Origin of the sequence: Alteromonas nitratireducens, assembly GCF_040812025.1 — a bacterium.
GTDB classification, from domain to species: Bacteria; Pseudomonadota; Gammaproteobacteria; order Enterobacterales; family Alteromonadaceae; genus Alteromonas; species Alteromonas nitratireducens.
In genome coordinates, this window is the sequence record NZ_JBFNPK010000030.1 from 1 (window position 1) to 13,891 (window position 13,891).

At 53.8% G+C, this 13,891-nt stretch carries 11 protein-coding genes; 3 read left to right on the plus strand and 8 right to left on the minus strand.

What is annotated here, in order from left to right; translation table 11 throughout:
- Positions 1-317: 317 nt before the first annotated feature.
- The 4 genes from glmS to glmU all read right to left on the minus strand — a co-directional run bounded on the left by glmS (position 318) and on the right by glmU (position 5,407).
- Positions 318-2,150: a glutamine--fructose-6-phosphate transaminase (isomerizing) gene (glmS, locus tag AB1N33_RS16275; RefSeq protein ID WP_411272624.1), complete on the minus strand. Its 1,833-nt coding sequence runs from the start codon at positions 2,148-2,150 to the stop codon at positions 318-320.
- Positions 2,151-2,152: 2 nt separating this feature from the next.
- Positions 2,153-2,917 carry a DeoR/GlpR family DNA-binding transcription regulator gene (locus AB1N33_RS16280; protein WP_411272625.1) on the minus strand — a complete coding sequence of 255 codons (765 nt, stop codon included), beginning with the start codon at positions 2,915-2,917 and terminating at the stop codon, positions 2,153-2,155.
- A gap of 77 nt (positions 2,918-2,994) precedes the next feature.
- Positions 2,995-4,038: a Gfo/Idh/MocA family oxidoreductase gene (locus tag AB1N33_RS16285; protein ID WP_411272626.1), complete on the minus strand. Its 1,044-nt coding sequence runs from the start codon at positions 4,036-4,038 to the stop codon at positions 2,995-2,997.
- A complete protein-coding gene (gene glmU, locus AB1N33_RS16290) occupies positions 4,028-5,407 on the minus strand; it encodes a bifunctional UDP-N-acetylglucosamine diphosphorylase/glucosamine-1-phosphate N-acetyltransferase GlmU (protein ID WP_411272627.1) in 1,380 nt (459 codons plus the stop codon). The genes AB1N33_RS16285 and glmU overlap by 11 nt, the downstream gene beginning before the upstream one ends.
- A 228-nt stretch (positions 5,408-5,635) precedes the next feature.
- Between glmU and AB1N33_RS16295 the strand changes: the two genes are divergently transcribed.
- Positions 5,636-7,057: a sensor domain-containing diguanylate cyclase gene (locus tag AB1N33_RS16295; RefSeq protein ID WP_411272628.1), complete on the plus strand. Its 1,422-nt coding sequence runs from the start codon at positions 5,636-5,638 to the stop codon at positions 7,055-7,057.
- Positions 7,058-7,190: 133 nt separating this feature from the next.
- Positions 7,191-9,653: a patatin-like phospholipase family protein gene (locus tag AB1N33_RS16300; RefSeq protein WP_411272629.1), complete on the plus strand. Its 2,463-nt coding sequence runs from the start codon at positions 7,191-7,193 to the stop codon at positions 9,651-9,653.
- A 1-nt stretch (position 9,654) separates the two neighbouring features.
- On the opposite strand, the gene AB1N33_RS16305 is transcribed toward AB1N33_RS16300, so the two are convergent.
- From AB1N33_RS16305 to AB1N33_RS16315, 3 genes are read right to left on the minus strand one after another with little or no spacing between them, the layout of a single operon-like run.
- The gene (locus AB1N33_RS16305) at positions 9,655-10,533 is read right to left on the minus strand and encodes a DMT family transporter (protein ID WP_411272630.1); all 879 of its coding nucleotides are present in this window, start codon (positions 10,531-10,533) and stop codon (positions 9,655-9,657) included.
- On the minus strand, positions 10,524-10,994 hold the full coding sequence (locus AB1N33_RS16310; protein ID WP_411272631.1) for a methylated-DNA--[protein]-cysteine S-methyltransferase: 471 nt from the start codon (positions 10,992-10,994) through the stop codon (positions 10,524-10,526). Before AB1N33_RS16310 ends, AB1N33_RS16305 begins: the two co-directional genes overlap by 10 nt.
- Positions 10,995-10,998: 4 nt before the next feature.
- Complete coding sequence (locus AB1N33_RS16315; protein ID WP_411272632.1) at positions 10,999-12,411, minus strand: DNA-3-methyladenine glycosylase 2 family protein; 1,413 nt, start codon at positions 12,409-12,411, stop codon at positions 10,999-11,001.
- Positions 12,412-12,637: 226 nt separating this feature from the next.
- Between AB1N33_RS16315 and AB1N33_RS16320 the strand changes: the two genes are divergently transcribed.
- The gene (locus tag AB1N33_RS16320) at positions 12,638-13,759 is read left to right on the plus strand and encodes a serine hydrolase domain-containing protein (RefSeq protein ID WP_411272633.1); all 1,122 of its coding nucleotides are present in this window, start codon (positions 12,638-12,640) and stop codon (positions 13,757-13,759) included.
- Positions 13,760-13,802: 43 nt separating this feature from the next.
- Here AB1N33_RS16320 and AB1N33_RS16325 read toward each other — a convergent pair.
- Positions 13,803-13,891, minus strand: an 89-nt coding sequence (locus AB1N33_RS16325) for an IS3 family transposase (RefSeq protein WP_411269965.1), incomplete at its 5' end; no start/stop codon positions are given.

Sequence of the window (13,891 nt, forward strand, 5' to 3'; positions counted from 1 at the left end):
CCAAAGCAACGGCTTCGCGCTTAAACTCTGGGGAATATTTTCTTCGCTTGGTCATAGACACTCCTTCTAGGCATAGTATGCCTCTTTATGGATGTGTCCGTAAAATCTGGGTAGAACCCGAGGAGGCCTTTCACGTCTTTAGGGTGGGGGCTCAGAAAGGCTTTTTTTGAGCTCATGAGGTGCGTCCAAGCTATGCCATAGCACTAAGCATAGCTTGGACGAACGAAAGTATGATACTTTTTTGTTTAGTATGATACTTTTTTGTAAGTATGATACTTTTTTGTCAATTTACAGCAGCGCCAACGGGGCCCGTCTGGTTACTCTACCGTTACTGACTTCGCGAGGTTACGCGGCTGATCCACGTCGGTTCCCTTAATCAGGGCGACGTAGTAAGACAGCAGTTGCAGCGGCAGTGTGTATACAATAGGGGCTATAGGTGAGTCACAGTGTGGCACGTTTACCACACGCATGGTCTCATCACCTTTGAACGCGGCTTCCTTGTCGGCAAACACATACATGATACCGCCACGGGCGCGCACTTCTTCGACGTTAGATTTCAGTTTTTCCAGCAGTTCGTTGTTAGGCGCCACCACAATGACCGGCATTTCATCATCAATCAGTGCCAGCGGGCCATGTTTAAGCTCGCCAGAAGCGTACGCCTCTGCGTGGATATAAGAAATCTCTTTCAGTTTCAGTGCGCCTTCCATTGCGATGGGATACTGATCACCCCGGCCCAGGAACAGGCTGTGATTCTTATCGGCAAATTCTTCCGCCAGATCTTCAATACCACCGGTAATGGCCAGCGTCTCTTCCAGCTTTGCCGGCAGGCTGTGCAGTGACGTCACAATGGCCGACTTGTCTTCTTCGCTCATGCCGTTGTATTCGCCCAGTGCCAGCGTCAGCATTAAAAAGGCGGTAAGCTGGGTGGTAAAGGCTTTGGTAGAGGCCACACCAATTTCTGCACCGGCGCGGGTCATGAAAGCCAGATCAGATTCACGCACCAGTGACGACCCGGGCACGTTACAGATGGTCAGACTGGCCATGTAGCCCAGGTCTTTTGCCAGACGCAGGGCGGCCAGTGTGTCTGCGGTTTCACCCGACTGAGAAATCGTGACCAGCAGCGAATTGGGATGAACGACTGACTTGCGATAACGAAACTCTGACGCAATTTCCACGTTACACGACACGTTCGCATATTGCTCCAGCCAGTAGCGTGCGGTCATACCCGCATGGTAGCTGGTCCCACAGGCAATAATCTGTACGTGACGAACATCTTTGAATATCTCGTCAGCACCCTCGCCAAAGATACCCGGCAACAGGCCGGTCTCGTCAACACGTTGTGAAAGGGTATTTCGCACTACGGTGGGCTGCTCATGAATTTCTTTCAGCATGTAGTGGCGGTAACCCGCTTTATCACCAGCGTCGTGTTCAATGTTCGACTCGATGATCTCGCGTTCTACCGGATCACCGTTCTTATCAAAAATCTTTACTGTGCGGCGGGTAATCTCCGCCACGTCGCCTTCTTCCAGGAAGATAAAACGGCGGGTAACCGGCAGCAGCGCCATCTGATCTGATGCGATAAAGTTTTCACCCAGCCCCAGACCAATCACCAGCGGACTGCCAGAACGCGCCACCACCACCCGTGAAGGATCTTCTTTATCCATGATGACCGTGCCGTATGCACCATGAAATTGTGCAACAGCATCCTGCACGGCGTTAAGCAGGTCTTTACCGGCTTTGAGCTCCTCATGCACGGTATGGGCGATGGTCTCGGTGTCAGTGTCACTGGTGAACTGGTAGCCCAGTTTTGTCAGCTTCTCACGCAGACTCAGGTAGTTCTCAATGATGCCGTTATGCACCACTGCGACACGATCGGTTGAAAAGTGCGGGTGCGCATTGGCTTCAGTTACGCCGCCATGGGTTGCCCAGCGAGTATGCGCAATACCAGTACTACCCAGAGGCTGTGCGTCTGCAACGGCATCTGCCAGCTCCTGCACCTTGCCTGTGCGACGCAGGCGCGTCAGCGTACCGTCGCTTTCCAGCAGGGCGACTCCTGCAGAATCGTAACCACGATATTCAAGGCGCTTTAGGCCTTCCAACAAAATTTCTACAACGTTACGCTCGGCAACGGCACCTACGATCCCGCACATGATTACTCTCCTCTTCGTGTGGCAATGTCTACACGCACACCCTGCGATTCAATTTTCTTTTTCTGCTGTTCTGTAATCCCGTCATCGGTCACCAGGACCGAAATCTGAGACCAGGACAGCTCTAAATTTGGCATTCTTTCATTGAGCTTTTTCGACTCTGCCATCACGACAACCTGTCTGGCACCTTCCGCCATGGCCCGGCTAAGACCGGTCAGCTCATTCAGCGTTGTGGTACCCCGGTCAATATCTATACCGGAAGCACCAACAAAAGCAATATCAAAACTGTATGCCGCCACGGTATTTTCCGCCATAGCGCCCTGAAAGGAACGGGAATGTGGGTCCCAGGTGCCCCCTGTCATCAGCAGCGAGGGGTCATTCGGACTATTGACCAGCGCATTGGCGATGTTCAGCGAATTGGTCATCACAATAAGCTGCTTGTGGGCGCTAAGATGAGGGATGAGCGCCTCAGTCGTAGAGCCGGAGTCGATAGCAAGCTTGGTATTGTCGCCTATCAGCGCAGCTGCAGCCTCGCCAATACGCTGTTTTACCAGATTAATATGGCGTTGATTTGCGCTGCCTGGCAATGGCGCTGCGCCGCCAAGCTGCCTGACCAGGCGCCCCGCTTCGGCCAGCACGCTGAGATCTTTACGAATGGTAACTTCTGATGTGGAAAACTGACGTGCCAGCGTGTCTACCTGCATAGCACCACGCTGATTAACCAGCGTGACAATGGCATCACGTCGTTTTTGGGTTTCGCTTTGCTTCACATCAGCAGCCTTAAGTTTCAAAGTGAAAGCGATAATAGTTTATAAAGCTTTCGAAACGCAAATTATTTCGAAAGAATTTATAACCTCAACGTGTTTTGCTGTTGACTGGATGCAAAGGCAATCTCTGTCAGACGTATCACATTTATTGCCTCTTCCGGACTAACCGGCGGTAGTCCGCGGCCTGAGATCGCATCCAGAAACTGTCTGTAAAAGGTAAGATACCCGCCACGCTGAGTGATAATGGTTTCACTAGTGCTTTCGCCGTGAAAGCTACCATGCTCATTACCAGGTGTTTGTGCCCAGTCAGGATCACTAAACACAACACCCTGTTTTAGCTGGTTTTCTTGTGGATCCAGGCCGAATTTGCGGAAGCTGCCCGCAGTACCCTGCAGATCGTAGCGGAGTGTGGCACCAGCCTGAAACGGGGAGCTGCCAAGGCTAATCAGCTTTTCTTTGTAAATCAGATCGATATCAAAACAATCGTCACTTTTTCCGCCGTCCCTGAGCGTTGCAATACGGGCAGTTACCGCAACCGGCATCCCAAACAACACCAGCGCCTGGTCAATCAAATGCGGAGCCAGGTCCCAGGTGATCCCGCTCCCGGGTCCGTCATTTTCACGCCAGCGATCCCGCGGAACGGGCCGGAACCGGTCGAACCGGCTTTCCAGGCGCCGCACTTCACCAACCCGTTTGTCATTAATTAATGCACGCAGCGTCAAAAAATCTCCGTCGAAGCGTCGGTTCTGATACACGCACATTACGCGTTGCCGGCGCGCAGCCAGCGCAACCAGCCGGGACGCCTCTGACGCTGTCAGGGTAAACGGCTTTTCCACCAGCACGTGGCAACCTGCCAGCAGTGCCTGTTCTGCCTGATTTGCATGAAGATGATTAGGGGTAGTAATAACGACCGCATCAAAACGCCGGGCAGCCAGAGCCTCATCAAGGGAAGACCAGACCGGGACATCAGGCAACGTCTGAGCGACCATTTCGGGTCGCGACGACACAACACCAGCAATATCAACATCACTAAAATGGCGCAGAAACGGCAGGTGGAAGGTGTTGGCTGAAAAGCCAAACCCTACCACCAGTACAGACAAAGACGCAGCGGAGTTATTTTTCACGCTTGACCGGGTCACGCTTGACCGGGCGGCGCCAGCCAGTGATGTTGCGCTGCTTGTTGCGGGCCACGGCAAGGGCCTCATCCTCAACATCGGCGGTAATGGTCGAGCCCGCGCCGACTGTCGCGCCGGCACCAATGCTCACCGGTGCTACCAGCGATGAGTTCGAGCCGATAAACGCGTTCTCACCAATGCGGGTTTTTGATTTGTTAACGCCGTCGTAGTTACAGGTAATGGTTCCGGCACCAATGTTGGCATTTTTACCCACTTCCGCATCACCCAGATAGGTCAGGTGGTTGGCTTTAGCGCCTTCGCCCAGCACGGCTTTTTTCATTTCGACGAAGTTCCCTACCTTCGCACCGTGGTGCATGACCGCACCCGGGCGCAGACGCGCGAACGGTCCTACGCTGCAGCCTTCACCGACATTGGCCTGGTCAATCAGGGTATTGGCCTCAATCACACAGTTGTCGCCAATGTCGCAGTCTTTCAGCACGCAATTAGGACCAATCGTTACGTTGTTACCAATAATCACGGTACCGATTGCAACAAAATTCACGTCAATGCTGACATCCTGACCGGTTTTCACCTCGCCGCGAATATCAACCCGGGCAGGATCGGACATACTCACGCCGTTCATCATCAGCGCTTCGGCCTGGTTGCGCTGGAACACGCGTTCAAGGCGTGCCAGCTGTACCCGGTTATTAATGCCCTCAACCTCTTCCGGTGCATCCGGCTGAGCCGACTGGATCCGCTTGCCTTCACTGGCCGCCATTGCAATCACGTCAGTCAGGTAATACTCGCCCTGGGCATTGTCATTCTTCAGTGCGCCCAGCCAGCGCTTAAGATCGGCGCCTGCCATCATCATCATGCCGGTGTTGATTTCACGTATGGCCTTTTGTTCATCGGTGGCGTCCTTGTGCTCAACAATCGCAGTGATGTTGTCATCTTTACGGACAATCCGTCCCATGCCCGTCGGATCATCCAGCTCCACGGTCAGCAGTGCCAGATCGCACTGACTTTTCACTGCCTTGAGACGGGTCAGGGTCTGCGCACTGATAAGCGGGGCGTCCCCGACCAGGATCAGCACATCTTCGTTGTCCTTAATGCCGTCAATGGCCTGCTGCACAGCGTGCCCGGTACCCAGTTGTTCTTCCTGCAGACACCATGTCAGGTTGTCACCCTGCACCTGTGCCTTCAGCTGATCACCGCCATGGCCGTAGACAAGGTGGATATTGTCCGCATCCAGAGACTGCACCGTATTAATGATTCGCTGCACCATCGGCACGCCGCCGATAGGGTGAAGTACTTTAGGTAAACTGGATTTCATGCGGGTTCCTTTACCCGCCGCCAGAATAATCACCGAGAAAGCCATCGCAATTCCTTGTTGATTCTTGTCGTTGTTCGTTGGGTCACACAGGCATGCGCCGATAACACCGCCCTGTTTTTCCCAGTGTACCCAAGCATGAGAATGAAGTCAGCGACAACGTATGCGAAATCACACGCGGATGTACCAGCGAGTGCTAGTAGTTCACAGAATGAGCGGTTATACTCACCCTGGACTGGTATCCTGTTCATGTTGGCAAAGGAGTATGCGTAGTCAATGAACGCTTTTCGAACGCTATATCGCAGTATTTTACTGCTGTTCGCCGTGGTGGTAATTGCAATTGTCACACTGGTTCATTTCAGTGTGTCTAAAATTGTTGCAGAGCAAAGCCGCGCGCAGCAACAGTCGCTGTCCCCCGCGGTATCGCTCATCGTCAATCAGCTCCTTAAACCGCTGCACGTGTCTGAAGCATTGGGAAAATCCCGTGAACTTGTCAGCCTTATGGACACTGACGCACCGAATGAAAAAGCCATCTTTGACACTTTATCCCGCCTTGAGAACGAGTTCGGCATGTCGTTCTTTATTGCCAGCGAGAAAAGCCGGATGCAATACAACTCAGACGGCACCCTGCTGCCCCTGATAAAGGGCAAGGTAAGCTGGTACTTCAAATATAAAAACGTACCGGAAAAGGCCGTTGCAGATATCGGTAAGTGGGAGGATACCCACTTCTATATTGACCTTAAAATTTTCAGCGATAATGGTGAATTTCTTGGTTTCTTCGGTATTGGTAAAAGCCTGAAGAGCTTCATCGACATTTTCGACACCTACAAACAAACCTACGGCTACGATTTCCTGTTTGTGGATGATCTTGGCAATATCATGCTGTCGTCCGATCCGGCACTGCTGGCGTCGTATTCAGAGTTTACCAATCTGGCAGAACTGGACTGGTACAGCAGCCTGCCGCTGCAGGTGCAGAACGAGCGGGCACTCAACAACAAGCTGGTAACCATCAACGATAAGGACTACCTCATTGCCGAGGTGAAACTGAATCAGTTCAACTGGACAGTGTTTCTGCTGAGTCCACTGGATGACCGCCAGACCGAAATTTCTCAGGCGTTTATTTTCAGCGTGGTCACCCTGCTGGTGGTGGTGTTTGCACTGTTCCTGCTGATTTATAACTTACTGTACTATTTCCGCCGGGACATGCAGCCTGAGCTGGTCATTCGTACTGCTAATCGCCTGCCAGACAAAGAAGGCATCGAGCGGCTGTACACTGACATGATTACCCGACACACCACAATGAGCCTTATCCTGGTAGACATTGATAACTTCACCAGCATTAATGACACCTATGGTCGTAATGTTGGCGATGATGTGCTGGATGCGGTTGTTGGCTTCCTGAAAGAAAATGTTCGTGAAGACGACGTTATCGGCCGCTGGAGCAGTGAAGAGTTTGTGATCCTGCTGCCTCAGACCGGCCCGCACGAAGCCTATGATCTGGCGAAAAACCTGCGTCATGGTATTGCCACCCTGCCGCCCCTGCCGGGCCATGGAGACCTGCAGTTTACCGCGTCATTCGGGGTCTCGTTCACGGCCTGTGCCAGACCGCTCAAGGAAGTCAGCGCCCATGCTGAAGATGCCCTCTACCAGGCTCGTCGCGACGGCTGTAATCTGGTCAGAATGCAACTGATTGACTAAGGCTGCCACTCCGCGGGCAGCCCCTTTTCCCTCGTCTTTCTGTCCCACCGGGCAGGATATAAAAGCGCCGACTGGTCAAAAAGCAGTCTATAGTTATAGCGTTTTCTCACCTCATTCAGTAAAGGACTACGTTATGGCCAAAACACTGAAACTGGGCTTTGCAATGGGCGGCGGTGTATCGCTGGGATCTTTTTGCGGCGCCGCGCTGACCGAATCGATAAAACTGGCGCTGTTGTTTGCGCGCGATGACGACGGCAACCCATTTGACCGGGTAGAAATAGATGTATTCGCTGGCGCCAGTGCCGGCGCCATGAGCCTGGGCATTATGCTTAATGCGCTTGCCTTCCCCAGCAAAGACGTCGCGTTACGGAAAAAAGCGGCCGCCACCCTTCGTTCGTTATACGGTCTTGAGACCACCTGGAAATCGCTGCCGGACAAAAAACGTCAGCAACTGATCGATGCCCAGCTGGCACAGGACAAAATGAATGACATCTGGATAAACCAGATCACGCTGGATAGCCTGCTCAATCCTGAAGGCAGCGCCAGCATTCCACCGCTGAAATACCAGTGCGGCCTGGTCAACCGAAAAACCGTAGCGGACATTGCCACCGCAAACCTGCTGCCTGCAGGGGGCGCTGCCCGGTATCTGGATGAGGACAAAGCAACGCATCCGCTGCTGGCGACACGGGTGCTCTATGGCTGCAGTATTTCCAATCTTAACCCGCTGCATGCCAAAGCCAGTAAATTGTATCCGGTTGCCAGCGGCAGCGAAGTGGTGATTAACGACGCGCTGACGTCGTTTCAGCATAAAGAGATGCGCATTTTCGATATCAATTTTGCGCCCGTCAGCAGTAAAAAACTGTCCGACACAGACAAACACCCCGACCGCTGGATGCGCCTGCACTGGGGCGACAGTATCAGTGGTAAAACCTTTGATATACGCAGCGCGACCGACTGGAAGCATATTGTTGCCACTGCCATTGCCAGCGGCGCCTTCCCTGTCGCGTTTGAGCCGGTTACCCTTAAACGCTACAAGTGGGAGTACCCCAGCAGCATCTGGCCGTTTGGCGATGCTTCAAACGGCAACTTCACCTATGTTGACGGCGGCGTTTTCAACAACGAGCCGGTCGCAGAAGCATTCCGGCTGGCGTCTCACATTGACGGGCTGGACGACGACATTAACTATGTCCGCCGTATTGTCTTTGTCGACCCGAATGTCGGCAGTAAACCCGAATATCGTCTGCCGGGCCTCGCCGACTGGCAAACCCAGGAAGCCTTTGGTGGTCCGTTCAGCTTTCTGAAATCGTTTGATGGCAATGACCTGCTGCGTAAAACCTCGCTGGACAAGCTGCTGGGGCAGCTCTCTACGTTAGCGACAGTGTCCAGCGCACAGGCCAGCGCCAAAGAAGAGCACCGTACCTTCCAGGTAGCCAACCGATTAATTCTGCGTAATCAGCTCCGCGAAAGCCTGAACGGCGCCATTAAACCTGACTCTGCGAATTTCGTTAAACTCAAAAAAGCCATTACGGCTCAGTTACAGGAGCTGTCGAAAAAAGACCCCATACCTACCCTGCCAAGCACGATAAAAGGCGAGATATTGCGGCTGGCCAATGAAAAAGACTCGGTCGTCAGTAGTCTGGCCGATCCGGCACTGGCAGCGCAGATTGAGAGCAATACCTCGCTCAGTGCGTTCAGCGACGAGCAACAATCGCAAATCATGACAGCACTGGTTTTCAGTTTCGTGGACATTATCAGCGGTCTGAGCGCCAAGAGCCGTAACAGTCAGCTGATTGCCATTGGCCCCTTTAAGCGCGTAAAGAAAAATCAGTTTGAAAAGCTGTTTCTGCCCGGCAGTCCGCTGGCGGCGTTCTCTGGTTTTATGTCTACCATACCCAGTCAGTATGAAGCGGACACCGCACGTTTTTGTACCGCCGAATTTATGCGCCATGCAGGCATGATTGCGGCCAAAACCCACCACATTGACGAGCCGGTTCCCTTTGATAAACAGCACCCACAATACTACCCGTACATGGCCGACTTTAAGGCCGGACTTACTGCACTCGCGGCTCGCATAGAGCAACTGATTGAATCCTCGCACCTGTTAAACCTGGGTGTGGTAAACGCTCCCGTGCTGAATGCACTGGCGGGTTTCATCAAAGGAAAAATAAAGGACATGGAATACGAGCAGGTGGAAGAAGACGTGCTTGAGTTTCGTGTTCCGGTTGCCGATGGCGATTTTGAGCTGGACGGTAAAAACCGTTTTGACGACGACCGCCACCCCATCCGACTCTCGCAAACCGACGCACAGTTATACCTTGTCTGTTTTGCCCGCTGGGACAGGAAACATGAGGTGTGGTCCGGGTATAACGTCAAGAACGGCGAGCTGATCATAGACCGTGACGGCTTTTTCTCAGATACCGACGGGTATTATCGGCTTACCCTGCCTTCACTGGCGCAAATTGAAGCCGCCCGCCAGCTCGGCTACCCGGTGTTCTGGGGGCAAAAGGTGCTGAAGGAGAAAAAGTCCCGCACCAATCCGCTTACTCAGTACTGGAGCCTGAGGAACGAATTGGTGCCGTTTTCTGAACTGCTGTGACTTAGCTCACCGTGCGTTTGCGCATTCGCCAAACGCCGGTGGTCAGCGCCACGCCCGCAAGGATCATTACGCCCCCCAGCATCGACTGGGTAGACAGTGCTTCCGCGAGAAACACCAGCCCCCACAGGATACCGAATAACGGCACAAGATACGCCACCGTGATTGCCCGGGCAGGGCCAATGCTGGCGATAAGGTAAAAATACAGGATATACGCAATGCCAGTGCCGCCAACCGCCAGCGCGATAGCATTCAGCCAGGCAGCCTGACCCGGCATCGTTTCTGGTAGTGTGGTTAATGCGAACGGCAGCAGCATAACCGATGCCATGGCCTGACTGCCCCCGGCAACGGCAATCGGTTTAATGCCCGCCAGCCAGCGCTTCATCATCGACGCAGCTATGCCATAACAGGTGGTGGCAGCTAATGCAGTAAGAATAGGCAGAATACTGATATCCCCCTCACCAATTTTCTGCTGACTGATCACCGCTACCCCGGCAAAACCAAGAAACAAGCCGGCTACGGCACTTTTTGACAGGCGGTCGCCCAGCCATAGCCAGGCGACGATGGCACCAAACATAGGGGCGGTGGCGTTCAGAATGGCATTAACGCCAGCCTCAAGATGCAGGCTGCTGTAATTAAACAGCACAAACGGGATGGCCGTATTCACTAGCCCGACAACGGCAATGGCACGCCAGTGCCGGCGAAATTCTCCCATGGCACCGGACAGCACCATCACCGGCATCAACACCGCGGTCGCCAGGATCGTGCGCACGGCCACCAGTACATAAATACCGAACTCAGGTGCCGCAACGCGCATAAAAATAAACGATGCGCCCCAGATTGCCGCCAGCAACAACAGCGCCAGTAACTGCCCTATGCCCATAGTGAATGTTGTCCCCCTTCATGTCTCAACAGGGCGGCTTTTCGTTCCAGTCCGCCCGCATAGCCGGTGAGTGTACCATTACTCCCGATAATCCGGTGACAGGGAATAAGTATGGCAACCGGATTGCGGCTGTTGGCCATGCCTACCGCGCGAACAGCGTTAGGATTATTAAGCTGTCTGGCAATGTCGGCATAACTTGCCGTAGTGCCAAACTCAACTGAACACAGTGCCTGCCATACCGCCTGTTGAAACGGTGTGCCTGCCGGATTAAGCGGCACAGTGAAGCGGGTGAGCCGACCGTTAATGTAGGCCTCGAGCTCCCTGCGGGCCTGGCTGGTTATTGGCGAAGGATTGGGATGTTCAGCAGACCCGGCATCAAACGCGACCATCGTGATACCAACCTGGTCCGCACGGAGCATAAGCCGCCCCCATGGGCTATCCTGATATTCCAGATATTTCATAGTGTTACTCCTGTTTCTTGTCCATTTCGCCATACGCATACCAGAGCGCAGCAGTAAGATAACTGCGCCATGGCCTGGCCTGTTCAGGGTCTACGTTCAGCGTGTCTGCTGCGCGTTTCACTATCAGGTCGCCTTCCAGGTAGATGTCGGGATCATGTTCTGCACGCAATCGCATATAGTTCGTAGTCCAGGGGCCAATGCCCGGTATCGCCAGTATCGCATCGTAGTCAGGTGACGACTGGTTTGCGCAAAGTTCAGCAAACCGGCGCAATGCATCGCGTCGGCGTCCCGGCATAGCCAGCCAGCTCAGATTGTCTGCGGCAACCGTCTCAGCAGTCGGGAAACAGCGGCCGAATGGTGTGCGCTCATCCAGTGTCTCGCACAACTGCGTCACTTTATTGATAGCGGCTTTAACACTCACCTGTTGCCCAAGTATGGCGCGGCAGCCTCCCTCAAACCTGTCCCATACGCCAGGCACACGAATACCGCGAGGATAGTAATCATGGGTCAGGCCGGCAGCGGATAATGCCTGGTCAATCAGCAGCGGATCAGCATGGCAGTCGAGCACACGCGTAAGATGCGACAAAACATGGTGAATATCGCTCAGCGACGTCAGTGACATGGACACGGCAAAACCATGACGTGCGTCCTGATGTGTCGCAGTCACCGTGCCACTGCTGTCACCCAGCCGGAACTGTCGCTGATACCCCGTGTCAGTCACCGTTTCAATACCGGCGATGGCGCGCTGCGTAAGAAAGGCGCGCACCTGCTCCCAGTTGTAGGGAGGCCGGTAGGGCAAAAACAGCGAGAGCACCGGGCCCGCGGCGTGATCTGTTTTCATCGCGCGGGCATGCGTGTTGTTGCGTAAGTCTGTCGGCGACAGCCGGCAATGCTGCTGCAGTTGTCGCTGAAGCTGACGCGCTGAATGATAACCCGATGCGACCGCAACGTCAGTGACCGACAACGCGCTCTCCTGGAGCAGGCGTTTGGCAAACAACACCTGCTGCACACTTTGGTAGCGTTTGGGTGCAATACCCACCTGCTGACGAAACAGTTTGTGCAGATACCGTTCGCTCACACCTAAACGCGCTGCGATATCGGAAACTGGCGCAGGCGGAATAGCAGACAACAGCCGTTGCGCCCGTCTGACCGTTGTCGTGGTACCCAGCCAGGCGTAAGAGTCCGGTGCGCTGTCAGGCCGACATCGCAGGCACGGACGAAATCCCTGCATCAGCGCCTGACCGGGGTATAAAAAGTAAGTCACATTTTTCTCAGCGGGCAGCCGCGCCGGACAAATCGGGCGACAGAATATCCCTGTGGTTTTTACTGCCACATAAAATTTTCCGTCAAAACGTGGATCGCGGCTCAGCCGGGCCTGCCGGTAGGCGTGTAAATTGTCAGCAGAGATGTCAGGCATGAGTGAGCGGCCGGTTCAACAAAGACAACTGCAGTGTAGCAACATCAACGGCCGAAAGAGCGACAAAATCGGAACTCATTCTGAAGGTGATACCGCACGACGGCATGCAGTTGATTATCCACAGCGCGATACGCATAATACCCGAGGTTTTTTCGTAACGCGGTGCAAGCCCCCGCGTGCTATCGTCTTTGGAGTCTTTTTGTCGCCCTCCCTGTTGCAACGTACCCTGACATTTTTACGTGCCCTGCTTACCGGTATCTTACTGGCTGGCAGCGTCAGCGTGCAGGCAGACTGGCTTGAGGATTATGCCAACTATGTGAACCGCCAGGCCGTAAAATACCGCGTGCCCGGTTATGCCTTTGTGTTTTACCAGCAGGGTGAAACCCCAAAAGTGTATGTGTACGGGCGAACCCACAAAGGCGGTGAACCCATCACCGACAAAACGGTTTTTCGACTGGCATCGGTGTCGAAAACCTTCACGGCGCTGCTTATGGCTAAACTGGTAGAACAGGACAGGTTGTCCTGGGATATGCCAGTGAACAAGCTGGTGTCCGATGTCGCATTTACCGGCGTTGATGCAGATAAACTGCAGTTGCAACATATTGTCGGTCAGTCCAGCGGTTTTATGCCGAATGCTTACGACAACCTGATTGAGGCGGACTACAGCCTGCGCCGGGTACTGGAGGCGCTGGGTAAACTCGATCCCATTTGCGAGCCGGGCGACTGCTACACCTATCAGAATGCGCTGTTTGGCGCGATTGAATATTATCTCAGCAGCCAGAACACGTCATATCATCGTCAGTTACAGAATGAGCTTTTTATTCCGCTGGGCATGTCCACAGCCAGCGCCGGCAAAGGTGGTCTGCTGGCGTCACCGTCCTGGGCCCGCCCGCATATTGCCATTGCCCGCAATCGCTGGCGTGAAGGGAATGTGGAAAGTAACTACTACCGGTTCACTCCTGCCGCCGGCGTAAACGCCAGCATCCGTGACATGACCGTGTATCTTCAGGCGTTGCTGGGCGAATTTCCTACTGTCATTTCCGATGAGATGCTGAACACCGTCACCCGTCCGCGTGTAGAAACGCGTCGGGAAACCTACCGGCGTGGCTGGCGCGGTTTTCTGGACGACGCACATTACGGACTGGGCTGGCGTATCTATGACTTTAATGGCAAACGCATTAACTATCATGGCGGCTGGGTGAAAGGCTATCGTGCCGATGTGGCGTTTGCGCCCGATTATAGCGCAGGCTATGTCATGCTGATGAATGCAGAGTCCAACATGATCAATACCACCACGGCGGAGTTCTGGAAACGGTATTTCGAACAGGCCGACAACAAACAGCAATAAAAAAGGCGGCCAGTGAAGTGACCCCATAAAGTTGGACTCATTTCTAAGCGGCGACCAAGGCCTGATTTCGATATTGTATCGGACTCAGGCCTTTTAGTTTCAGCTTAATACGTTCGTTGTTGTAATAGTCGA